17 protein-coding genes, 1 other RNA gene and 1 pseudogene are annotated in these 22,230 nt (G+C 39.3%); 11 read left to right on the top strand and 8 right to left on the bottom strand.

The genetic code is table 11. The annotated features are described in order from the left end of the window. Positions 1-337: 337 nt before the first annotated feature. The 3 genes from hofF to secA form a co-directional block, all read right to left on the bottom strand. Positions 338-1,837 (bottom strand): outer membrane beta-barrel protein HofF, encoded by a 1,500-nt coding sequence (gene hofF / locus FIM66_RS04485; protein WP_140600093.1) that lies wholly within the window; start codon positions 1,835-1,837, stop codon positions 338-340. A 281-nt stretch (positions 1,838-2,118) separates the two neighbouring features. After that, a complete protein-coding gene (locus FIM66_RS04490) occupies positions 2,119-3,351 on the bottom strand; it encodes an ABC transporter permease (protein WP_140600094.1) in 1,233 nt (410 codons plus the stop codon). Next, the gene (secA, locus tag FIM66_RS04495) at positions 3,341-5,938 is read right to left on the bottom strand and encodes a preprotein translocase subunit SecA (protein ID WP_140600096.1); all 2,598 of its coding nucleotides are present in this window, start codon (positions 5,936-5,938) and stop codon (positions 3,341-3,343) included. The genes FIM66_RS04490 and secA overlap by 11 nt, the downstream gene beginning before the upstream one ends. 147 nt (positions 5,939-6,085) lie before the next feature. Between secA and lolA the strand changes: the two genes are divergently transcribed. From lolA to FIM66_RS04510, 3 genes are all read left to right on the top strand, one after another. Further along, positions 6,086-6,640 (top strand): LolA-like outer membrane lipoprotein chaperone, encoded by a 555-nt coding sequence (lolA, locus tag FIM66_RS04500; RefSeq protein ID WP_140600098.1) that lies wholly within the window; start codon positions 6,086-6,088, stop codon positions 6,638-6,640. Positions 6,641-6,706: 66 nt separating this feature from the next. Next, positions 6,707-7,092: a transfer-messenger RNA gene (gene ssrA, locus FIM66_RS04505) on the top strand. Positions 7,093-7,134: 42 nt separating this feature from the next. Next, a complete protein-coding gene (locus FIM66_RS04510) occupies positions 7,135-7,662 on the top strand; it encodes a hypothetical protein (protein ID WP_140600099.1) in 528 nt (175 codons plus the stop codon). Between the two features lie 6 nt (positions 7,663-7,668). Here FIM66_RS04510 and hofE read toward each other — a convergent pair. From hofE to acnB, 5 genes and pseudogenes are all read right to left on the bottom strand, one after another. Beyond that, positions 7,669-9,008: pseudogene (gene hofE, locus FIM66_RS04515) on the bottom strand (outer membrane beta-barrel protein HofE). 120 nt (positions 9,009-9,128) lie between these two features. Beyond that, positions 9,129-10,418 (bottom strand): IS701 family transposase, encoded by a 1,290-nt coding sequence (locus FIM66_RS04520; protein WP_140600103.1) that lies wholly within the window; start codon positions 10,416-10,418, stop codon positions 9,129-9,131. 26 nt (positions 10,419-10,444) lie between these two features. Then, the gene (locus tag FIM66_RS08145; protein ID WP_121044184.1) at positions 10,445-10,630 is read right to left on the bottom strand and encodes a hypothetical protein; all 186 of its coding nucleotides are present in this window, start codon (positions 10,628-10,630) and stop codon (positions 10,445-10,447) included. Between the two features lie 62 nt (positions 10,631-10,692). Further along, positions 10,693-10,959: a hypothetical protein gene (locus FIM66_RS04530; protein ID WP_001892319.1), complete on the bottom strand. Its 267-nt coding sequence runs from the start codon at positions 10,957-10,959 to the stop codon at positions 10,693-10,695. 80 nt (positions 10,960-11,039) lie between these two features. Further along, complete coding sequence (gene acnB, locus FIM66_RS04535) at positions 11,040-13,598, bottom strand: bifunctional aconitate hydratase 2/2-methylisocitrate dehydratase (protein WP_194149253.1); 2,559 nt, start codon at positions 13,596-13,598, stop codon at positions 11,040-11,042. Between the two features lie 124 nt (positions 13,599-13,722). On the opposite strand from acnB, the gene FIM66_RS04540 reads away from it, so the two are divergent. From FIM66_RS04540 to FIM66_RS04575, 8 genes are all read left to right on the top strand, one after another. Next, positions 13,723-14,409 carry an MqnA/MqnD/SBP family protein gene (locus FIM66_RS04540; protein ID WP_001210667.1) on the top strand — a complete coding sequence of 229 codons (687 nt, stop codon included), beginning with the start codon at positions 13,723-13,725 and terminating at the stop codon, positions 14,407-14,409. A 74-nt stretch (positions 14,410-14,483) separates the two neighbouring features. Then, positions 14,484-15,206 carry a UMP kinase gene (gene pyrH, locus FIM66_RS04545; protein WP_001148056.1) on the top strand — a complete coding sequence of 241 codons (723 nt, stop codon included), beginning with the start codon at positions 14,484-14,486 and terminating at the stop codon, positions 15,204-15,206. A gap of 41 nt (positions 15,207-15,247) precedes the next feature. After that, positions 15,248-15,472, top strand: coding sequence for a DNA-directed RNA polymerase subunit omega (locus FIM66_RS04550; RefSeq protein WP_000712202.1), 225 nt, complete (start codon positions 15,248-15,250; stop codon positions 15,470-15,472). Continuing rightward, complete coding sequence (locus FIM66_RS04555; protein WP_140600106.1) at positions 15,459-17,786, top strand: RelA/SpoT family protein; 2,328 nt, start codon at positions 15,459-15,461, stop codon at positions 17,784-17,786. The genes FIM66_RS04550 and FIM66_RS04555 overlap by 14 nt, the downstream gene beginning before the upstream one ends. A gap of 23 nt (positions 17,787-17,809) precedes the next feature. Further along, positions 17,810-19,018 carry a tyrosine--tRNA ligase gene (tyrS, locus tag FIM66_RS04560; protein ID WP_140600107.1) on the top strand — a complete coding sequence of 403 codons (1,209 nt, stop codon included), beginning with the start codon at positions 17,810-17,812 and terminating at the stop codon, positions 19,016-19,018. Positions 19,019-19,034: 16 nt separating this feature from the next. Then, the gene (gene fabX, locus FIM66_RS04565; RefSeq protein ID WP_000255243.1) at positions 19,035-20,126 is read left to right on the top strand and encodes a decanoate oxidase/trans-2-decenoyl-[acyl-carrier protein] isomerase FabX; all 1,092 of its coding nucleotides are present in this window, start codon (positions 19,035-19,037) and stop codon (positions 20,124-20,126) included. 6 nt (positions 20,127-20,132) lie between these two features. Further along, positions 20,133-21,452 (top strand): N-acetylmuramoyl-L-alanine amidase family protein, encoded by a 1,320-nt coding sequence (locus tag FIM66_RS04570; RefSeq protein WP_140479119.1) that lies wholly within the window; start codon positions 20,133-20,135, stop codon positions 21,450-21,452. 18 nt (positions 21,453-21,470) lie between these two features. Then, on the top strand, positions 21,471-22,205 hold the full coding sequence (locus tag FIM66_RS04575; RefSeq protein ID WP_140548134.1) for a hypothetical protein: 735 nt from the start codon (positions 21,471-21,473) through the stop codon (positions 22,203-22,205). Positions 22,206-22,230 lie beyond the last annotated feature (25 nt).

A 22,230-nucleotide genomic window follows, 5' to 3' on the forward strand; every position in this document is an offset into this window, starting at 1 on the left:
CCGAGAAAAACTATTGACTTTTAAACCCCTAACCCCACACAAAGAAGTTAAAAAATGCTAAAAGCGTTTTTACAATCAATAATAAAAGAGCTTGCGTAAAAAGAATTTGAAATATTTTTTAAAAGGAGTTTTAAAATGACAAAACAAAGCAAATAAAAGCCCGTTTTTAAAAATAAAAGTTTTAGTATCACAGAGCCAAAAATAGCGTAATAAAAAAATTTAAAATTCTAACGCTTTTTAAAAACAAGCCCTAAAACAGGCACTAAAGCGGTTTTTAATGGCTGTTTTTTGCTGGGCGTTTTAACAAACCCTTAAAGGGTTGTTATTTAAAGAGGGTTTAAAGCTTCCACACTATCTCGGTGAAAATGTGGCTCCTGTCTTGATCGGTTGCCGGCTGGCTGTCCAATTTGGGCCCGTTCCACCCCATTTTATAGCCTTGATGCATCAACACATTATAATATTCAAATTTAATGTCGGCTGAGAAATTTTTAGTGAATTTATAGCCCAAGTTGAGCGATAGGACTTGTTCATTAGCTCTAGGCCCATAAGTCAAACGCCCTAATAACCCCCAAAGGAATTTCCTATGCACCCCGCCGCCAAAGGCAAACACGGTAAAAGCGTTCGCATCCATCATGTAAGACAAAGAGTTAAGGGTGTTTGCATAAACGGTGTTCGTCCAAAAGTCAAAGCCCAAGCGGTTACCATGGTAGCCTATCATCCAGTTAGCGTTCCCAAAGGATTTATAAATCCCAAAACCAAAATTGTATTCATTCCATTCAAACTTTTGTTTGATCATCAAGCTGTGTGCGTTCTTACCGGCTGGCATGCCAAATTGATAGGTGCCCCAAAATCTTTTAGCGTAAAAAGGATTGAGCACGGTAACATCGGTTTGAGAGCGAAACCCTAATCCCGTAAAAGTGGGGTTACTATCATAAGTGATCGTAAAGTTAGGGTCGTATTCGTTAAAGGGTGAAAAATAGACAAAAGGCTGAATGCTCCAACCCTTGTAATTCCAAATGATATAAAAGGCATGCACCCCAGGGTTTATGGTTTGCCCGTTTTTAAGAGTGTAGGTTTTAGGCGAATAGAAATTATAAAGCCACTCGTTATAGGCAAAGCCACGGCCAAAAGAGCTAAACCACCAGAATTTGAAATTCCCTAAGTTTAAGGTCATATCCAAGCCTTGGTTGTAACCACTCATATAATCCGCTGGGGATTCGTATCTCCCGCCCCTAATTTCAAAAATATCTTTGTAGTTGTAGCGCAAGTAAGCGTTATAAATCACATAGTTTCTGGTGTGATCGGCATAAGTTTTTGCACAAGTGGAAGCCTCTAAAGCTTCTTGATTAGACAACTGTGTCATTTGGGCTTGAGTCATCTTATCGTATTGGCCTTGAGTCAAATTCCCTGTGGCTAACCCGCAACTAGCCCATGGCTTTTGCCCCACAAGACCGCCCCAATAGCCCACATAGTTCCAAGCCATAGCCCCATAGGTTTTCCCTGTAACTTCGTTAATGAAATCCTTAGTGCTATCATAAATTACAGCACCCCCCCAACCCCCAAGACTCCCGTCTAAATGGTGCCCGTTAGCCGTAGCGCTTTTGGGCAAGAGTTCTGTAAAATCCACTTGCATGTAAGCCATAACCGTCATAAAGGTTTCGGTAGGGTAAAGCCCTTTATTAGTGTTGATAGGTTTGTTATTGAAACCGACTTTAGAGAAACTTTCAGCACCCGCTTTGATTTTAGCGATTTTACCCAAATCAAGAGCTTCACTTTGAGAAGAGAATAAAAAAAGAAGCGTTGCGATATTTTTAGCAGATGCAACTTTATAGTTCATGTTTAACCCTTAGTATAAACAAAAAATTCTAAATAATAGAGTAAGCCAACACCATTCAAAGAAAATTTTTTCTTACAGATCTTAAACATCTAATCAGTCTGTTCATCTTTCGTCCTTTTTTCTACGAAGTCTGACTTACAAAGTTAATTCTTAACTAAGTCGTGCGTTAATATTAGCATAATATTATGGTTTTTTTAATTTTAAGAATAAAATTTTTCTTTGTTAGTCAAATACAGACACTCAAAGCCTTATTTAATCTCAATATGATTTATTTTTTTAATTTATTCATTCCTTAACACGCTTAAAGCGTCAATATGAGAAGCTTTTTTAGACGGGTAATAAGAAGAAAGGGCTACGATAATGATAGAGCCTATTAGAGTGAGCATAAAATCCATTAAAGACAAATCCAAAGGCAAGGTGTTAATGCCATAAACATCTGCCGGGAGCGAGATGATAGGGAACACGCTTAAAAGATACATGCTTAAAAACGCTAAAACCACCCCAAGGATCACACCGCCCAAACCGATGATATTGCCCAAATAAAAAAAGGTTTTTTGGATTTCTTTTTGACTGCTCCCCATGCTAAAGAGTAGGGCGATTTCTTTACGCCTGTTCATTACCACCATTAAAAGCGAACTAATAATATTCAAAGACGCCATTAAAATAATGAGCATGAGCACAATGAATAACGCTCTTTTTTCTAATTCCATAGCCGAGAAAAAATTCCCGTTTTGTTGCCACCACCCTTCAATGCCTATGCCATGGTGATTGATGGTTTTTAAAGCGTTGCGTAAAATTTCAATATCCTTCATGGGCGTTTTAGAATAGACATGCACCCCATCATAAAGCCCTAAGGGCAACCTCCTGATCGCGCTTATGGCTTGAAGGCTAGCATACATGTAGCTCATGTCATAAGATTTTAGCCCTGAATCAAAATCGCCTTTGATAGTAAAACGCTTCATGATAGGGGAGAGGGTTAGGCCTGTTGGCTCCAATTCGGTGAAAAACAAATCGGCTTTTTGATTGAGATCTAAATTCAAGCTGTATCTCAAGCTTTTCCCCACGATCAAATTAAAAGGGTTTTTAAAAAAATCGTTTGTATTGGTGTTTTTTAAAGCGTCGTTTAAAACTTCATTGATGCGCCTTTCTTTAGAAAAATCAACCCCAAACACCACGCCACCATTCATAGAATGCGCGCTTTTAATCAGGCTTTGAGTTTGCAAATAGGGGCTAAAAAGCAAATTGGGGAACTTTTTTTCTAAAGCTTGAACCACTTCTTCGCTGATCCCATAAGGGCTTGTGGTATAGAGCGTTAAGGGGTAATTCATCACAAAAAGCTTTTTTTCAAATTCCTTACTCATGCCGTTCATGATCGCCATAGCCACAATCAAAACCATCACGCCAACCGCCACGCCAAAAAAGGCTAACAAAGCGGTGATGCTGATAAATGGCTGGCTTTTATCAAAACGCAAATAACGCTTGATAAGGAAAAAGATTAAGGATCTATTTGGCAAATAAGCCCTTTTTAGGCCCGCTTTTAGCGCAACAATCTTTATATTTTTTGCCGCTTTGACAAGGGCAAGGCTCGTTTCTTTTAGGGGTTTTAGAAAAAGCTTTCATGGCCGCATTCAAATCTTCGTCTAAAGTTTCTTCATGGCGGTAAGTTACGCTCTCATGCTCTCTTTCTTCGCTAAAGTTATCCAAATAACGCTCCGCATCGCTAGAATCTTGCTCATTTTCAAACTGGATCTTAGAAAAGGTTTTGATCGCTTCCATTTTAATGTCTTCAATGAATTCTAAGAAAAGGTTGTAACTCTCTTTTTTGTATTCTACAAGGGGGTCTTTTTGGTTATAGCCTCTTAAATTAATGCCGGTTTTGAGACTATCCATCGTATAAAGGTGCTCTCGCCATGCGTTGTCCAAAATCTGCAAATACACGATGCGTTCAATCCGGCTCCTTTGTTCGCTATCTAAAACTTTCATTTTGTTTTCATAATCGCTTTTTAGTTTTTCAGCTACAAAGCTTTCAATAGGAGAGGCTTTTTTTAAATCTTCTAATGCAACATGAGCGTTAAAATCTTCTTTTAAGACGTTTTTAAGCCCTAAAAGTTCCTCTTCAGACAGGTTTTGATGGTCAAAGGCTTTGAGTTTAGAAAAGATTTGATTGAGCGCGTATTCTCTGTTTTCAGCGATTTTAGCGCTAATATCGTAATTGGCATCTAATAATTCATCTCTAAATTTATACACGCTTTTTCGTTGCTCATTAGCCACATCATCGTATTCTAACAAATGCTTACGGCTTTCAAAATGCAAGTTTTCCACTTTTTTTTGCGCGTTTTCCACCGCTCTTGTTACAAGCTTTGATTCAATGTGTTCGCCGTCTTTAAGCCCTAATTTTTCCATCACCCCCTTAATCCTATCGCTCCCAAAAATGCGTAACAGATTGTCTTCTAAGCTCAAATAAAATTGGCTTGTCCCCGGATCGCCTTGGCGCCCGCTTCGCCCCCTTAATTGGTTGTCAATCCTGCGGCTCTCATGCCTTTCAGTGCCAATGATATACAACCCCCCAAGCTCTTTAATTTCATCAGTGAGTTTAATATCAACGCCCCTGCCTGCCATGTTAGTCGCAATCGTAACCGCCCCTTTAAGCCCAGCGTCTTTGATGATTTCAGCTTCTTTGGTGTGCTGCTTGGCGTTTAAAACGGTGTGAGGGATGCGTTCTTTTTTGAGTAAAGCGTGCAAGGTTTCACTCTTTTCAATACTAGCCGTGCCAACTAGAATGGGCTGACCCTTATCGTGTAATTCTTTAATTTTAAGGATCACAGCGTCAAATTTTTCTTTTTCACTCTTATAGATGAGATCGTTCAAATCTTTTCGCTTGATCGCTAGATTAGTGGGGATAGACACCACTTCTAAATTGTAGATTTCTAAAAATTCTGTGGCTTCGGTTTGAGCCGTGCCTGTCATGCCTGAAAGTTTAGAAAACATCCTGAAATAATTTTGGAAAGTAATATCGGCTAAGGTTTGGCTCTCTTCTTTAATGCTCACGCCCTCTTTAGCCTCTAAAGCCTGATGCAGGCCCTCACTAAAGCGCCTCCCCTCAGATAAACGGCCGGTAAATTCATCTACAATCACCACTTCATTATTGGCTACAATATAATCTTTATCAATAAAAAAGAGGTAATTCGCTTTCAAAGCCTGGTCTAAATGGTGCGATAAGGCGGCGTTTTCAATCTTGTATAAATTATCCACACCAAAGAGGTTTTCGGCTTTTTTAATCCCCTCTTCAGTGATTAAAATCGCGCGGTTTTTTTCATCTATGGTGAAATCTGTTTCCACTTGCATGCTTTTAGCGACTTCATCAGCCTTGTTGTAATTTTCCATGCGCCTATCCACAGGCCCTGAAATGATTAAAGGGGTTCTCGCTTCATCAATTAAAATGGAATCCACTTCATCAACAATAGCGAACGCATGGGATTTTTGCACCTTATGCTCTAAAGAATACTTCATGTTATCTCTTAGATAATCAAAGCCAAATTCATTATTAGTGCCATAAACAATGTCTTTAGAATAAATTTCTAAGCGCTCATCATCATCTCGCACGCTTGCAGTGATCGTGCCTACGCTATAACCTAAGAAATGATACAACGGCTCCATTTCTTTAGAATCCCTATGGGCTAGGTAATCATTAACGGTTACCACGAACACGCTCTCGCCCTTTAAAGCGTTCAAAGCCACCGCTAAAGTAGCGACTAAAGTCTTGCCCTCGCCGGTTTTCATTTCAGCGATTTTGCCATCGTTTAAAACCATGCCCCCAATGAGTTGCACGTCAAAATGGCGCATCTTTAAGATCCTTTTGCTCGCTTCTCTAGTGATAGCAAAACTTTCTGGCAAGACTTCTAAAAGGGTTTTTTCTTGCAAATCTTTTTCTGTGGATCGCACTCGTTTTTTTAACTCTTCAAAAGCGTTTTGCAGCTCATTATCGCTCATTTTTTCATAAGTAGGCTCTAAGGCGTTGATGGCTAGGACTTTTTTTTTGTATTGTTTGATCCAGCGATCGTTTCTAGTGCCAATGATTTTTCCAATTATTGCTTTTATCATAGTGGTAATAACCTTATTAAGAGTGCTTTAATCTCATTTATTTTATTAAAGCGTCAGTTTTTAATCCCATTTTAGCATGGATAAAATAAAAGTCATGTAAAATAAAGGGTTTTATTAAAGATGAGAGGTTATTTTAAGGTTTGGATAATGGAAGCTTTTTTAAAGATTGTAATGGTTTTGATTTTTATGAGCGTTGCTAGTGCTAAAAATCCTTCAACGCTTTCTAAAGAAGAAGAGGTTTTAGAGCATTTGCAAAGTTTTAGCGCGAATTTCAAGCAGGTTTTAAAAAATGAAAAACCTTTAGTTTATTACGGGGTTTTAAAGGCTAAAGCCCCTAATTGGGCTTTATGGATTTATGAAAAGCCTTTAAAAAAAGAAATTTACATGAACGATAAAGAAGTGGTAATTTATGAGCCTAATTTGTTTCAAGCGACCATCACGCCCTTAAAAGACAAGACGGATTTTTTCACCATTCTCAGGCGGTTGAAAAAGCAAGATGACGGCTCTTTTAAAACGACTATCAACAAAACCACTTATCGTTTGGTTTTTAAAGATGGCAAGCCTTTTTCGTTGGAATTTAAAGATGAAATGAACAATCTTGTTACGATCACTTTTTCTCAAACAGAAATTAACCCCACCATCGCTAATGAAATCTTTGTTTTTAAGCCTAAAGATGAAAATATTGATATTGTGCGCCAATGATTTTTGATGATTCATTGCGTTTTGTTAGCAAAAGTTAGTTAAAATGGACAAGCCTTTAGAAATCATGGGGCTGACTTGGATTTCGACAGATTTCTTGTCGCACAGATAGCATGCCAAGTGCTGCTTGTAAAACAGCAACAAAAATAACTGTAAACAACACAGATTACGCTCCAGCTTACGCTAAAGCTGCGTGAGTTAATCTCCTTTTGGAGCTGGACTGATTGAAATTTCTAGCGTTTTAATCACTCCATAACCTTAAGCTAGACGCTTTTAAAAGGTGGTTCGCCTTTTAAACTAAGAAACAAGAACTCTTGAAACTACCTCAAGGTTTTAGAAAGTTGGACCAGAGCTAGTTTTAAGGCTAAAAAATTAACCAATTTTCTAAGCATTGTAGAAGTTTGTGTTTAGGACAAGATTTTTGGACTGGGGTTCGATTCCCCACAGCTCCACCATATTAAAAAGTATCATTTTTATAGCGTATTTAAGGAAGGTAAATGCAGAAGTTTTTCTCTCGTTTTAGAAGGTGGGCGTTGCCCTTTTATTTTGTGAGTGCTTTAGCAGCGATTGATATTGATGAGATAATAGAAGCGCAAGCTAACAGCGTTAAATTAAGCGATCAGTTAGTGAGCCTGAGCGATAAGCTTTTAGAAAAAGCGGTGGATAGGGGGCACAATACCGATCACTTAAAAGATCTTAACGATTTGCATGAAAAAATCAAACATTTGCGCTTGATTTTAGAGCCTAAGCCTAAGGATAAAGAAAATAACCCTAACTTAAAAGATCATCAAGGCTCTGAAACGATTGAAATCGGCGAATCGATTAAAAAGGCTTTAGGCGAGCCGGTATTCCCCCAAGACGCGCTGGATGCCGCTTTGCAAATTGACAAACAGCTAGATTCCTTCAAGCAAGACAATTTGGTTGATGTTAAGCCCTTAAAAGATGTTTTATCCCAGCTAGAAGCCGAATTGAGAAAAGCCATTAATTTCCAAAAGCAATGGCTCAATTCTACCAAGCCTAATTGATAGGGGTTAAAAAAAGAATTTCACGCTAACTATAAGGTTGCTTCTGTCTTGTGTGTTCGCCTTAAAGGCTTTATCAAAAGGGCTAGTGAGATCATTAACCTTATAGCCAGTGTGCATGCTCACCGCATAGTATTGTAAATTCATATCAACGCTAGCAAAAGAACCCCATTTATAACCCAAGTGCAAGTTAATGGATCTTTCGCTAGCTCTGGTGGCATAAGTGTATCTGCCTAAAATCCCCCATAAAAACCCTCTATGCACCCCCCCACCAAATACATATCCGCTAACAGAGTCTGCGGTAACAGCGTTACTAAAAACCAAACCATAAATGCTGTTACTTCTTATGTCAAAAGGAATCGGGTTACCATACCAGCCAATCCTTGCGTTAGCGTTGCCAAAATTTTGGTAATAGCCAAAGCCAAAGTTAAATTCGTTGCAGTCAAAGCGTTGGTGGATTAAAAGCGATGAACCCCATTCGCCAATCTTAGAGTTACGCCAATACACATCGTATAAATCTTTAGCATAAACGGGGAAAATCACATTGATAAGGGTTTGAGATCGTAACCCTAAACCTATAAATTTCGGGTTGCTATCAATATGGATTTTAATCCCGGGCGCTTCGTAAGTCTTAGGTGAAAAATAAAAAAAGGGCGTGGCTTGAACATGTTTGCTAGAAAAATAGAGTTGCACCGCATGGATGCCATAATCAACGTCTTTTCTGCCGTCTTCAGTTATAATAGGGGCATACCAATCTCGTATCCATTGCCCCGCAGCTAAAGCCCTCCCAAAAGAGCTAAACCATTTTAACGCTATTTTAGAGTTGATTTTATAATCTAGTTCAAAACCTTGTGTATAACCGCTCATAAAATCCATGTTAGAAAGGTAACGCCCTAGTTTGATGTGGAATTTATCGCCATAAGAATAGAACAAATAGGAATTATACAGCACATAATTACGGGTGTGAGCGTCAGATTCTATGCGGGAGTCTTTCCAAGGAGCGTTACCTAAATACCCCCACCAACGCCCTATGAAGAAAAAAAGTTCTGATCCATAGACTTGATGCGTCGCTTGGTCTATGAGCGTTTTGGTAGAATCGTAAGCGAGCGCTCCTAAAATCCCGCCAACGCCTATTTTTAAGCTGTGTTTTTCTATGTTTTTAGGGAGCAGATTGGAATCCACTTGAAGCTTGATCGTGGCGGTTACAAAAGTGGCTGTAGGGAAAATCCCTTCTTTGGAATTGAGTTTGGAATGGTTAAACCCCACTTTAGAAAAAGATTCCGCTACCCCGCTAAACTTATAATCAAAAGCCAATAAAGGGCTTTGATTGTAAAGAATGAAACAAACAATAGAGGTAATTTTTAAAATTTTAACACAGAATAACCTTTGTTTAATTTTCGCTCGTATCATATTCCAATTTTATTAAAAAACCCATTAAAAATAAAAGTATTCAAATAATTATCTAAATATTATTCTTTTTTTGTTCCGCTTTCATTTTTTATCGGCTCAAAAGAATACCCCAAAGCCTGATAAATTTGATTGTGGTAACGGACTTGATTGTCTTCTAAACTCTCTTGAAAAGATTTTTTAAAATGCGGATCCAGTGTGTTTAAAAACACCTCTAGCCCTATCGCGCTGGAATAATTCACCCAATCATGCCTTAAATCGCTCTCCAATAAGGAGGCGTATTCTACAAGCGTTTCATCGCTATTTTGCAAGGCATTGACAATGAATAAATTTTTTCTGTCTTTGGGCTGGGTGAGTAAGAGTAAAGAGGGGTTGAAATTGATTTGTGTGGAAAGGATTTTAAAGGGCTTGTATTCTAAAAGCCCTATTTGAGAAAGAATCAGACCGCTTTTAGTGGTAGGGGTGTTTAAAATCAAAATAGAATTTTTAAAAAACGCATCGTTTTTTCTAAAATTTTTAAAAAAACTGGTGGCCTGCTTGTAAGAAATATTTTCTTGGTGTTTGACTTCAATGCTTAAAGACTCTGTGATTTGTCTCAAGCGTTCGCCTATTAAGCCATCATCATCGTATTCAATCACGGGCGAATTAGGGTTAATGAAAGTTGTGAGCATGCTTAATTGCTCTTTATAGTCAATCCCCCCAAAATACAAGCGCTCGCTTAAAGAACGATCGGTTTGATTTTCTAATTGCGCTCTATTCACCGTAGGCACATAAGTAGGGGTGCTAATCGGGGTGTTTTGGAGCAAATTTTCCACGCCTTCTTTAGTCAATAAGGCTATCACAAAAGGGAATTTTTCTTTTTCAATTTCTTTATAGGTTTGCTCTAATTTTTCAGGGCTTTCTTCATCGCTGTCAAAGACTTGGATATTGAAATCGTTGTTTCTGGTGTTCAAATACGCTAAAAGGGTGTTCATCACCGAAATCGCATAACGCCCCACCACCTTTTTAGGCAGTAAAATCGCTAATTCAATCTTAGGCTCATAGCTTTCTTTAGCTGGAGTTTGAGAGGCGATGGATACGGGGTTGAGTTTATTGAGTATGTCTTTATAATAAGTTTTAAGGCTCTCATCTTGGTTGTTGTCATCGTATTGAGATACAAAAGAAAAGATTTGATTTTGCAACATCAAGTCTTTCAAGCATTCCAAAGAGCAAGGCTCTGTCTTAATGATTTGCTGGTGTGCTGGGGGCAAAGGGGAAAACAGATAGCTTTTAGCGCTCAAACTTATCGCACAAAAAGTGGAAACAATCAGCGCAAGGCGTTTGAAAAATCTTTTTCTTAAAGCGTATGGCATTTTTTAATATCTTTAAACTGAATTTCCTAAAATTTTATTATAGAATATTTAACCCTAACAAAGAGACTGATTTTACCCCTACAATCCAACAAGAGGATTTTTTTAAGGCGTGTGGGATTAAACGCATTGGGACACTCAAACCCTGTAAAATCCCTATCATAGGGACACAGATCCAAAACCAAACCTCCCCCAACTTTAATTTCTTTAATCATTAAAGGATTGAATTGTCATCAAAGGATTGAATGGCACACGCTTTTCATGCTTTGATGATCCCCTAGCGCCAATTATAGATATAAGGCCTTAAGCTAATGCAATAATCTCTAGTGCTTAATATATCCTTACGCATGTCCCCTAATTGCCCAGACAACACTTCTTGCACTTTTCTTAATTGGTTAATCTCCGTGTTTTGCGTGCTGATGATTTTTTTCAAGTCCCTTATCTCTTTAATCAAATCTGCATTACTGATCGCCTTATTGGCTTGCGCTGGATCCGCACTTAAAAAACCTAACGCCACGCATAAACTCACAACGACTTTTTTCACCACCACTCTCCTTTTTATCCTCTCCCAACACTCAGCCATAGCTAAACAAAAAGGGATCACCCCTTTTAATGAAAATAAAACTAGAGCCTGAAATTCTCCATTAAATTAAAATTCATGTAGCGATAGATCTTGTCTTTTTGGCTCTCTAGCTTTTCACTTACTAAATTCATGTATTCTTCTTTAGTGGGGATTCGCCCTAGTAAAGCACACGCCGCCCCAAGCTCCGCACTGCCTAAATACACTTTAGCCCCTCTACCCATACGATTATCAAAATTGCGCGTGGAAGTGGAAAAGACGACCGCATTATCCCTAACTCTCGCTTGATTGCCCATGCACAAGCTGCAGCCTGGGACTTCAGTCCTTGCCCCGGCAGCCCCAAAAATCGCATAATAGCCCTCATTAATAAGCTCTTGTTCGTCCATTTTACTGGGTGGCACTACCCAAAGACGCGCTTGACTTGGAGGAGCGTTCTTAACGATTTCGCCAAAGGCTCTAAAATGCCCGATATTCGTCATGCAAGAGCCAATAAACACTTCATCAATAGCATGCGGTCTTTTGCCGGTCGTATCCGCTAAAACTTCGCTCAAAGTAGCGACATCATCAGGGTCATTAGGGCATGCCAAAATAGGCTCCGTGATTTCTGCCACATCAATTTCAATGACGGCAGCGTATTGGGCGTTACTATCTGGCTCTAACAACACCGGATTATCCACCCAAGCTTGCATCGCATCTCTGCGTTTTTTCAAAGTCTCTTTATCTTCATAACCGCTTACAATCATCTCATCAATGAGCTTGATATTGGATTTCAAGTATTCAATCATCGGCTCTTTATTCAAACGCACCACGCAAGCGGCTGCGCTCCTTTCTGCACTCGCATCGCTTAGTTCAAAAGCCTGCTCCATTTTAATATCAGGCAAGCCTTCAATCTCTAAAATACGCCCGTTAAAGACATTGATTTTACCCTTTTTCTCCACTGTGAGTAACCCTTTTTTAATCGCATAATAAGGGATCGCATTCACCAAATCCCTTAAGGTGATCCCAGGATTCATTTCCCCTTTAAAACGCACCAACACGGATTCTGGCATGTTCAAGGGCATCGTGCCTGTAACCGCTGCAAAAGCGACTAGCCCGCTCCCTGCCGGGAAACTAATGCCCAAAGGGAAACGAGTGTGGCTATCCCCCCCTGTGCCTAAAGTGTCAGGCAATCCCATGCGATTCAGCCATGTATGGATCACGCCATCGCCCGGATGCAACGCCACACCGCCTCTTTGAGTGATAAAGCCAGGCAAGGTTGCATGCAAACTCACATCGCTAGGCTTTGGGTAAGCGGCGGTATGACAAAAACTCTGCAACACAAAAGGCGCATCAAATTTCAAACTCGCTAATTCTTTAACCTCATCTCTGGTCATCGCCCCTGTGGTGTCTTGACTGCCCACGGTGGTAACCTTTGGCTCACAATAAGCGCCAGGTAAGATCCCTTTTACCCCGCAAGCATGGCCTACAATTTTTTGGGCTAAAGTGTAGCCTTTAGCGTCGCTTTTAGGAGCGGATGGTTTTTTAAACGCTTCCGATTCGCCTAGCCCTAAAAATTTACGTGCTTTATTCGTCAAACCCCTACCAATGATTAAAGGGATACGCCCAGAAGCCCTAACTTCATCTAACAAGGTTTCAGGCTCTAATTTAAAGGTGCTAACCACCTTATCGTTCAGCGTGATTTCGCCTTTATAAGGGTAGATTTTAATCATATCGCCCTCTTTTAAATCCTTAACATCAGCCACAATGGGTAACGCCCCACTATCTTCACAAGTCGCAAAGAAAATTGGAGCGATCACCCCCCCAATCACAATGCCTCCACTCCTTTTATTAGGCACAAAAGGAATGTCCTTACCAAAATGCCACATGATAGAGTTTGTCGCGCTTTTTCTAGAGCTTCCTGTGCCAACCACATCGCCCACATACGCCACAGGAACGCCTTTAGTTTTAATGGCTTCAATGCGTTGTTCGTAATTTTCAATCCGGTTTTTTAGCATGGCTTTGGCGTGTAAAGGAATATCGCTTCGTGTGAAAGCGTCGCTCGCTGGGCTTAAATCATCGGTATTGGTTTCGCCATCAATCTTAAACACGCACGCTTCAATGCATTCATTCAAAGGCTCTTTATTCAAAAACCATTCGGCGTTCGCCCAAGACTCTAGCACTTCTTTAGCCAGAGCGTTAGTTTTGCTCATTTGAGCAATTTTATCAAACGATCCATAGACTAAAAGAGTGGTTTTTAAAGCTTTCGCACTCTCTTTAGCGATGTTTTTGTCTTGACTTTCTAAGCCCATAATCAAAGGCTCTACATTATACCCCCCAAGCATCGTGCCTAAAAAAGTGGTCGCTTCTAAAGCGCTAATGTGCGCACATTCTAGTTTTTTTTGAGACAATTTGGCTAAAAATTCCGCTTTCACTTTCGCCCCCTCATCAACCCCAGGGCTCACTCTATGAATGAGTAATTCTTTAGCGAAAGCGGCGTTTGTGGGATCTTTCATCAAAATCTCAACGACGGCTTGAACTTGTTTAGCGTTTAAAGGGAGCGGCGGAATACCCTCACTTTCTCTTTCTGAAACGCTTTTTTTATAATCTTCTAAAAAATCTTTCATCATTTCTCCTTTTTAAATAGCATTACTCGCTAATGCAAACTACTCCATGATAACAAAACTCTTTTTACTTTCAGTTAAGTTGTAAGAAACTTTAGCTACCATGCGATACAAAAAAGGATTTTAAGTGCGTTTTGGTAAAATTGATTATTTGAACATGCTCCCTTTTGATGTGTTTATCAAATCTTACCCCACCCCTTGTTCTTTCAAGCAATTTTTACGGCTTAAAAAAACCTACCCTTCCAAACTCAATGAGAGTTTTTTATTCAGGCGTATTGATGCGGGGTTTATTTCTTCTATCGCTGGCTATCCATTCGCTCTTCATTCCTATTCTCTAGGCATTGTCGCTTATAAGGAAGTTTTAAGCGTGCTGGTTGTGGATACAAAAAACGCTTTTGATAAAGAAAGCGCTTCTTCAAACGCCCTTTCTCAAGCGCTAGGGTTAAAGGGCGAAGTGTTAATCGGCAATAAAGCGTTGCAGTTTTATTATTCCAACCCCAAAAAAGATTTTATAGATTTAGCCGCTCTTTGGTATGAAAAAAAACGCTTGCCGTTTGTTTTTGGGCGTTTGTGTTATTACCAAAACAAGGATTTTTACAAGCGCTTGTCTTTAGCTTTCAAACACCAAAAAACAAAAATCCCTTACTACATCCTTAAAGAAGCCGCTTTAAAAACTAACTTAAAACGCCAAGACATTCTAAACTACTTGCAAAAAATTTACTACACTTTAGGCAAAAAAGAACAATTAGGCCTTAAAGCGTTCTATCGTGAATTGTTATTCAAACGCATTCAAAAACCCAAGCGTTTTAGTTAAAGGGTGTTTTTAAGCAAGATTAGGTTACAATCACAAGTTTTATTAAAATTTTATTAATTAATTAAGAAGGGATCATGCAAGCAAAAATAAAAAACAAACGGGTTTTGGTGAAATTTTCTGGGGAAGCGTTAGCTGGGGACAACCAGTTTGGGATTGACATTCATGTGTTAGATCACATCGCTAAAGAGATCAAAAGCTTAGTGGAAAACGATATTGAAGTGGGTATTGTGATTGGTGGAGGCAATATCATTAGGGGGGTTAGCGCGGCTCAAGGGGGGATTATCAGGCGCACTAGTGGGGATTACATGGGCATGTTAGCCACCGTGATTAATGCGGTAGCGATGCAAGAAGCTTTAGAGCATATCGGCTTAGACACAAGGGTGCAAAGCGCGATTGAAATCAAAGAAATTTGTGAAAGTTACATTTACAGGAAAGCGATCAGGCATTTAGAAAAGGGTAGGGTGGTGATTTTTGGTGCAGGCACGGGAAACCCGTTTTTCACCACGGATACGGCTGCCACTTTAAGAGCGATTGAAATTGGATCGGATTTAATCATTAAAGCGACTAAAGTGGATGGCATTTATGATAAAGACCCTAACAAATTCAAAGACGCTAAGAAATTAGACACTTTAAGCTATAACGATGCCTTGATAGGGGATATTGAAGTGATGGACGATACCGCTATTTCTTTAGCTAAGGACAATAAGCTCCCCATTGTGGTGTGTAACATGTTCAAAAAAGGGAATTTATTGCAAGTGATCAAGCACCAACAAGGCGTGTTTTCTATGGTAAAATAAGCCCTTTAAAATTGGATGGAACTCAAAATAAAAGGATCAGTTTGAAAAAAGAGAGAACAGAGAGTTTAGTCGCTCAAGCCTTAAAAAATATCGGGAACGACCGCTACATGTTAGATAATTTGGTTTTCGCTCGTGTGAAGCAATTAAACGCCGGAGCCAAAACTTTAGTGAATATGGACCCTAAGCGTCATAAATTAGTGGATATTGCCATCAGAGAAATCGCTGAAGGGAAAATTGATATAGACAGGATAGATGAACGAAATTGATAAATCCGTTGATATCGGATTCTTACGGATTTTGGATGTTATCAAAAAAGTTACGACCCCAAAGGGCGGCATTGAAATCTTAAGGACTTTAATTGATTTCACGCCCAAAATTGAAAACGCCCTAAATTTAGCAACCAAAAGCCATAAGGGGCAATACAGAAAAAGCGGCGAGCCTTATATCGTCCATCCTATTTGTGTGGCAAGCTTGGTAGCGTTTTGTGGGGGCGATGAAGCGATGGTGTGCGCTGCGCTTTTGCATGATGTGGTGGAAGACACGCCATGTAAGATTGAAACGATTGAGCAAGAATTTGGGCAAGATGTGGCTAATTTAGTGGATGCGCTCACTAAAATCACTGAAATCAGGAAAGAAGAGTTAGGAGTGAGCTCTCAAGATCCCAGAATGGTGGTTTCAGCACTCACTTTTAGAAAGATCCTTATTAGCGCGATACAAGATCCAAGAGCCTTAGTGGTAAAGATTAGCGACAGGTTGCACAACATGCTCACCTTAGACGCCTTGCCTCATGACAAGCAGGTGCGTATTTCTAAAGAAACTCTAGCGGTGTATGCCCCCATAGCGAGCCGATTGGGCATGTCTTCAATCAAAAATGAATTAGAAGACAAGAGCTTTTATTATATTTATCCAGAAGAGTATAAAAATATCAAGGAATATTTGCACAAAAACAAGCAGTCTTTACTCTTAAAACTCAACGCTTTTGCGAGCAAGCTAGAAAAAAAACTTTTTGACAGCGGGTTTAGCCATTCGGATTTTAAACTCGTTACAAGGGTGAAACGCCCCTATTCTATCTATCTTAAGATGCAACGAAAGGGCGCGGTCAATATTGATGAAATTTTGGATTTGTTAGCCATTAGGATTTTATTGAAAAACCCGATTGATTGCTATAAAGTTTTAGGGATTATCCATTTGAATTTCAAACCCATTGTCTCTCGTTTTAAAGATTACATCGCTTTACCCAAAGAAAATGGCTATAAGACGATACACACGACCATTTTTGATGAATCTTCTGTTTATGAAGTGCAGATCCGCACCTTTGATATGCATATGGGGGCGGAGTATGGTAATTCAGCCCACTGGAAGTATAAAGCTGGGGGCGTGGATCATGAAGATCACCATGAGGGCATGAGGTGGTTGCAAAATTTTAAATACCATGACAGCGATTTGAAAAACGACCCTAAGGAATTTTACGAACTCGCTAAGAACGATTTGTATCGTGAAGATATTGTCGTTTTTTCGCCTCATGGGGACACTTACACCTTACCGGTAGGTGCGATTGCTTTAGATTTTGCTTACATGGTGCATAGCGATTTGGGCGATAAAGCCACGGACGCTTATATCAATAGTAAAAAAGCCTTACTCAATCAGGAATTAAGAAGCGGAGATGTGGTTAAAATTATTAAAGGCGATAAAATAATACCTCGTTTCATTTGGATGGATCAGCTTAAAACTTCTAAGGCTAAAAACCACTTACGCATCCAAAGAAGAAACCGCTTGAAAGAAATTGACACTAAGAGCATGATTAATATCTTAGCGACTTTTTTTGGGCGCTCTGTTTTTGAAGATGTGGGTTTAAAAGATTATAAAAACTTTGAAGAAAAATTAACAGATTGCGGGGTGGAGATTACCTTAACAGAAGCGATGAAAAGCTTTGAAAATTTAGCCAAACTCACTGAAGAAATTGAAAATAAGGTGTTTTCTTTAAAAGAAGATGCGATTTTAGAATACCAAGAGATGAGTTTATGGACTCGAGGTTTGAGGTATTTGGGTTTTAAAACCAATGTTTTGAATTTTTTAGCCCCCAATCGGCAATGGCAGTGCAAGGAATTAGAACATTTCAGCGTTTGTTCAAGCAACGCTTTAGAAATCAAACAGGTGTTGTTGAATGATTGTTGTTACCCTAAATATGGCGATGAAATCATTGCGATTGTAACGGATTTGAAAGATCCAAAGGCGGTTGTGCACCATAAATTTTGCAAAAAAGCGATAGCGGAAGTGGATGCTAAAGCGCCTATGGTTTATATAGAATGGCACAAGCGGGATCGAACGATTTATAAAATGATGTTTTATTTAGGCGAAAAAAAGTCGGTTTTAGCGGGTTTATTGACTTTTTTAAACAGGAATGAATGCAATATTGTGGGCGTGTCTTACTTAGGCTATAAAGACAAATATTCTAGCCATTGCGAAGTGAGTTTTGAAATAGCTACGGATAAGGCGGATTGGATCAGAGCCTTAATCAATCGCAAATATCAGGATAGGATTGTAGAATTATCCAGTCTAGATGACGCTTATGAGTCATAATAAGCCCTAATTAAGGAATAAACATGGAACAAAAAATCAGTATTGCCTTAAAAGAGATCAAAAGAGGCACTAATGAAATCATTGGGTTAGAATATATTGAAAAGCTGGTGAGAAAATATTACGAAACCAATGAACGCTTTATCGTTAAAGCCGGGTTTGATCCTACCGCTCCCGATTTGCATTTAGGGCATACGGTATTGATCCAAAAATTAGCTTTATTGCAACAATATGGGGCTAGGGTTAAGTTTTTGATTGGGGATTTTACCGCTATGATAGGCGATCCTACAGGGAAAAATGAAACCAGAAAGCCCTTAAACCGGGAGCAAGTCTTAGAAAACGCTAAAACTTATGAAGAGCAGATCTATAAAATTTTAGATGAAAAACACACCGAAGTGTGCTTTAATTCCGCTTGGTTGGATACTTTAGGCGCAAAGGGCATGATAGAATTGTGCGCGAAGTTTTCAGTCGCTAGAATGCTAGAAAGGGACGATTTTGCTAAACGCTATAAAGAAAACCGCCCCATTAGCATCGTGGAATTTTTATACCCTTTGTTGCAGGGCTATGATTCAGTGGCGATGGATGCGGATATTGAGCTTGGGGGCAATGATCAAAAGTTTAATTTGCTGGTGGGGCGTTTTTTGCAACGCGCTTACGGCTTGAATAAAGAGCAGTCTGTCATCACCATGCCTTTATTAGAGGGGCTTGATGGGGTGCAAAAAATGAGTAAAAGCTTGGGGAATTATGTGGGGATCACTGAAGAGCCTAACGCGATGTTTGGGAAGATCATGAGCGTGAGCGATGATCTTATGTGGCGATACTACACCCTTTTGAGCGCTAAGACTTTAGAAGAAATTGAAGACTTAAAACATGGTATTTTAAATCAGACCTTGCACCCTAAAGCCGTTAAAGAGGAACTCGCTGGTGAAATCGTGGCTCGTTATTATGATAATGAACAAGCGAATAAGGCTAAAGATCAATTTTCTAAAGTGTTTAGCGCAAACCTTTTGCCCGAAATTTTATCAGAGAGCGATTTTGATGAGGGGGTTGGGATTTTAGATGTTTTAAAACAGATTGGCTTTTGCCCATCCACTTCACAAGCTAGGCGTGATATTCAAGGGGGAGGGGTAAAGATTAATCAAGAAGTGATAAAAGATGAGAGTTATCGTTTTGTTAAAGGAAATTATGTTATACAGCTTGGTAAGAAAAGATTTATGAAATTAAATATTAACTAATATTAAGGAAAGAGCTATGGTATCAACACTCAAACCGCTAAAAATTGGTAAGCACACCATAAAATTCCCTATCTTTCAAGGGGGAATGGGTGTGGGGATTAGCTGGGATGAACTAGCTGGAAATGTTGCCAAAGAAGGGGCTTTAGGAGTGATTTCAGCCGTAGGGACTGGTTATTATAAAAACATGCGTTTTGTAGAAAGGATTGTGGCTAAAAAACCCTTTGAAGCCTTGAATTTTTACTCCAAAAAAGCGTTGAATGAGATTTTTGCAAACGCTAGGAAGATTTGCGGGAACAACCCTTTAGGGGCGAATATTTTATACGCTATCAATGACTATGGCCGTGTTTTAAGGGACTCTTGTGAAGCGGGAGCGAACATCATTATTACAGGGGCTGGTTTGCCCACTAACATGCCTGAATTCGCTAAGGATTTTAGCGATGTGGCGCTCATCCCTATCATTTCTTCAGCGAAGGCTTTAAAAATCCTTTGTAAAAGATGGAGCGATCGCTATAAAAGAATCCCGGACGCGTTTATTGTGGAAGGGCCTTTGAGTGGGGGGCATCAGGGTTTTAAATACGAAGATTGTTTTAAAGAAGAATTCCGATTAGAAAATTTAGTGCCTAAAGTCGTGGAAGCTTCTAAAGAATGGGGGAATATCCCTATCATTGCTGCTGGGGGGATTTGGGATAGGAAAGATATAGACACCATGTTAAGCCTTGGAGCGAGTGGGGTGCAAATGGCGACTCGTTTTTTAGGCACGAAAGAATGCGACGCTAAAGCGTATGCCGATCTTTTGCCCACGCTCAAAAAAGAAGATATTTTACTCATTAAATCGCCTGTAGGCTATCCGGCTAGGGCTATTAATACGGGGGTGATCAAGCGTATTGAAGAGGGTAACGCGCCTAAAATCGCATGCGTGAGCAATTGTGTAGCGCCTTGTAACAGAGGTGAAGAGGCTAAAAAGGTGGGCTATTGTATCGCTGATGGTTTGGGGCGTAGTTATTTAGGGAACAGAGAAGAGGGGCTTTATTTTACCGGGGCTAATGGCTATAGAGTGGATAAGATTATCAGCGTGCATGAATTGATTAAAGAGCTTACAGAGGGTTAATTTGTAGTGCTTGTGAGGTTAGGGGTTGTTGCATGTCTTTTTTGGTTGCATTTTGCTTGTGCTACAACCCTTAAAATTACCAACATTGTGCCTTTTGGCTCTAGTAGCGTTAAAATGGTGTTCAATCAAGAAATTAAGAAATTCAAAGAAGTTCCGCTCAAAAATTTCAAGAGTTATTTGGAATTAGAAGCCGTTTTAACCATTCCTAAAAAACATTACCAATTTTCTAAACAATCGTCTATCACGATCGCGCAATTTAGCCCTAAATTAGTGCGAGTGGTCATTGGCTACGCTCCTAAGATGACTTATGAGATTAAAATCCTTAAAGACAAGCTCTATGTTTCTATTGTGGAGAAAAAGCCCTTAATTAGGCATCAAATGGTGTTAAAACCACCCAAACACCATGCACTAAAACACCAGACGCCAAAACCTGCCCCTAAACCCATTAAAAAAGAGGCTAAAGAGGCTAAAGAGAAAACGCCCACTAAGCATGCGCATTCAAAATTGTTTTTTTCACACGCGCATTCCCAATTGAACGAAAAAAGCATTAAAAAAGAAATTCCTAAAAAAGAAGCGGAAAAGGAGAGTAAGAACCAAGTCTTTATAGCAGAAAAAAATGATACCTTTATCAAAACCAAGCGCAAAAAACACAAAAAAATCGTTTTAGACGCTGGGCATGGGGGGAAAGATTGTGGGGCGATGAGCGCGAATTTGGTGTGTGAAAAAGACATTGTTTTAGAAGTGGTGAAGTTTTTACACAAAGAGCTTAAAAAAAGAGGCTATAGCGTTTTATTGACAAGGGATAAGGACATTTATATTGATTTAGTGGGGCGCACGGAATTAGCCAATAAAAAAAGTGCGGATTTATTCATCTCAGTGCATGCCAATTCCATCCCCAAGCATTCCACTTCTAACGCTCATGGTATAGAGACTTATTTTTTATCCACCGCAAGGAGCGAAAGGGCTAGGAAAGTGGCTGAGCAAGAAAATAAAGACGATGTGAATTTAATGGATTATTTTTCTAAAAGTTTGTTTTTAAATTCACTCAACACGCAGCGATTAATTGTCTCTAACAAACTAGCGATTGATGTGCAATACGGCATGCTCCAAAGTATCCGCAAAAATTACCCTGATGTGGTGGATGGGGGTGTTAGGGAGGGGCCTTTTTGGGTGTTAGCCGGGGCTTTAATGCCTTCAATTTTAATAGAAATTGGTTATAATTCCCATGCGATAGAATCTAAACGCATCCAAAGCAAACCGTATCAAAAGATCTTGGCTAAGGGCATTGCTGATGGCATTGATAGTTTCTTCAGCAAGAATGATTAGGCAATGATTAGGCTATAGATGAATTTTTACCAAAAGATATACACGCATAAAGTCGTTTTTTCTTCATTGTTTTTTTTGTTGTTTTTGTTCAATGTGGAAACTTTATTGCTTTCGCATTTCAGCAATGATTTTTCGCAATTGTTTTTTTTGTTTGAAAACCATGTTTATGATTTCATTGTCAAATTAAATTACTTGGGGTTAATAGGCGTTTCTTTAGTTTATCTGCTTGTGCTTATTCTAAAGCCTTTCACCCTCACGCGCCAAAAATGCGCTTGCGTAGGGATATTATGCCTTTCTTTCTACGCTTGGAATTTTCCTGTTAAACATTCTTTAGTGGCGCTTTATCTTTTCTATTTTGCGCTGTTAGCGACTTTATTGTGGCGTTTTTTAGGGGCTAGCATGAAACAATCTTTCTTGCCCTCTATGAATATTTGCATCGTGTGGGTTTTCGCTTCTTCTTTACAGGATTTTAGATTTTTAAGCGTGTCTGATTGCGTGGATTTTTCCCTTTTTACACTCGCTCTTATTTTATTGATACTGGTTTTAATCTATTGCAAACGCCTTTTTGGGTTGTATGAATACGCTAACACGCTTATTTTGATCGTGGGGCTTAGCGTGGTGGTGCTATGCTCTAGCATGTTCATTCAAACTAAAGAATACTACGGCATGCGATTGGGTTTTTATTTTTTAGGCTTGTTAGGGTGGCTTTTAGAATATGTGCATAACACTTTAAGGCGTTTGGAACATAAATGATTGAGTCTTTTTTTGGGGTTTAAAA

Source organism: Helicobacter pylori (assembly GCF_006439795.1).
Lineage (GTDB): Bacteria > Campylobacterota > Campylobacteria > Campylobacterales > Helicobacteraceae > Helicobacter > Helicobacter pylori_CR.

Excerpts from the sequence above, each read along its gene's own strand:
- acnB (WP_194149253.1), bottom strand. The coding sequence starts at position 13,598 with ATGAAAGATTTTTTAGAAGATTATAAAAAAAGCGTTTCAGAAAGAGAA.
- FIM66_RS04520 (WP_140600103.1), bottom strand. The coding sequence starts at position 10,418 with ATGCCATACGCTTTAAGAAAAAGATTTTTCAAACGCCTTGCGCTGATT.
- tyrS (WP_140600107.1), top strand. The coding sequence starts at position 17,810 with ATGGAACAAAAAATCAGTATTGCCTTAAAAGAGATCAAAAGAGGCACT.
- FIM66_RS04510 (WP_140600099.1), top strand. The coding sequence starts at position 7,135 with ATGCAGAAGTTTTTCTCTCGTTTTAGAAGGTGGGCGTTGCCCTTTTAT.
- pyrH (WP_001148056.1), top strand. The coding sequence starts at position 14,484 with ATGCAAGCAAAAATAAAAAACAAACGGGTTTTGGTGAAATTTTCTGGG.
- secA (WP_140600096.1), bottom strand. The coding sequence starts at position 5,938 with ATGATAAAAGCAATAATTGGAAAAATCATTGGCACTAGAAACGATCGC.
- lolA (WP_140600098.1), top strand. The coding sequence starts at position 6,086 with ATGGAAGCTTTTTTAAAGATTGTAATGGTTTTGATTTTTATGAGCGTT.
- fabX (WP_000255243.1), top strand. The coding sequence starts at position 19,035 with ATGGTATCAACACTCAAACCGCTAAAAATTGGTAAGCACACCATAAAA.
- FIM66_RS04575 (WP_140548134.1), top strand. The coding sequence starts at position 21,471 with ATGAATTTTTACCAAAAGATATACACGCATAAAGTCGTTTTTTCTTCA.
- FIM66_RS04555 (WP_140600106.1), top strand. The coding sequence starts at position 15,459 with ATGAACGAAATTGATAAATCCGTTGATATCGGATTCTTACGGATTTTG.
- hofF (WP_140600093.1), bottom strand. The coding sequence starts at position 1,837 with ATGAACTATAAAGTTGCATCTGCTAAAAATATCGCAACGCTTCTTTTT.
- FIM66_RS08145 (WP_121044184.1), bottom strand. The coding sequence starts at position 10,630 with ATGATTAAAGAAATTAAAGTTGGGGGAGGTTTGGTTTTGGATCTGTGT.